The sequence below is a fragment of the Ruminococcus callidus ATCC 27760 genome, from assembly GCF_000468015.1.
GTDB lineage: Bacteria > Bacillota > Clostridia > Oscillospirales > Ruminococcaceae > Ruminococcus_C > Ruminococcus_C callidus.
This window is the reverse complement of sequence record NZ_KI260334.1, coordinates 1-759: the sequence shown is the minus strand read 5'-3', so window position 1 is coordinate 759 and position 759 is coordinate 1. Positions and strand designations below refer to the sequence as shown.

At 39.5% G+C, this 759-nt stretch carries 2 protein-coding genes; both read left to right on the top strand.

The features are described 5' to 3' along the window. Window positions 1-320: 320 nt before the first annotated feature. A complete protein-coding gene (locus RUMCAL_RS03510) occupies window positions 321-509 on the top strand; it encodes a helix-turn-helix domain-containing protein (RefSeq protein WP_040646831.1) in 189 nt (62 codons plus the stop codon). 19 nt (window positions 510-528) lie between these two features. Then, a complete protein-coding gene (locus tag RUMCAL_RS03505) occupies window positions 529-708 on the top strand; it encodes a helix-turn-helix domain-containing protein (protein ID WP_021681143.1) in 180 nt (59 codons plus the stop codon). Window positions 709-759 lie beyond the last annotated feature (51 nt).

Genomic DNA, 759 nt, shown 5'->3' with positions numbered 1-759 from the left:
AACCGAATCTGACGGATAAGGTTGATGACAGAGAGGTGATTTTCAAGGGAATCGAGCAATCGTATTATTACGAAGGGTATGAAAAATAGAGCAGCCAAATGACTGAATTGTATTGGATTATTTTGATCTTCAAATTCCGAGCGGTTCAGTCATTTTTTCTTTTCGTGGAAAACTGGGATAACTTGTGGAAATCAGATAAAACTTGAAACCACACATAACATCTCATGAAAAAGTCAGTGTGTCCAAGCAAGCCGTATGAAAAATCACCAAATGCTCTAAAAAAATACGAACATATTAGTAAAGAGCAGGAGGTGATAATTATGGTAGCTCTACAGTACACAGAAACAAAATACTTGCTGAAAGTTAGCGAGGCAGCAAATATGCTGGGATTGAGTGTGCATACCGTTTACAGACTGATCGAACAGGGTGAATTGCAGTGCAAGAGATTAAGTGTCAGAAAAACGCTGATCCCTGCGTCAGAAATTGAGCGATATGTCAACGAGCATTAACGGAAATAGGAGGTCGCATATGCTTACAACAAAGGAGATTCTCACACGGGAAGAAGTCATGGAGATTTTGAAAATCGGCAGAAGTACGTTTTATAAGCTTTTGCAGACGGGACAGTTAAAAGGGTTCAAAGAGGGTAACCGGTATAAGGTGCCAGTTGAGTCGGTGGAAAAGTATGTAGAGATGAGAATGAGAACATGAAAAAACGGTATGTCCTTTTGAAATGCTCCCCTTTTGTTAGACAATATGGTA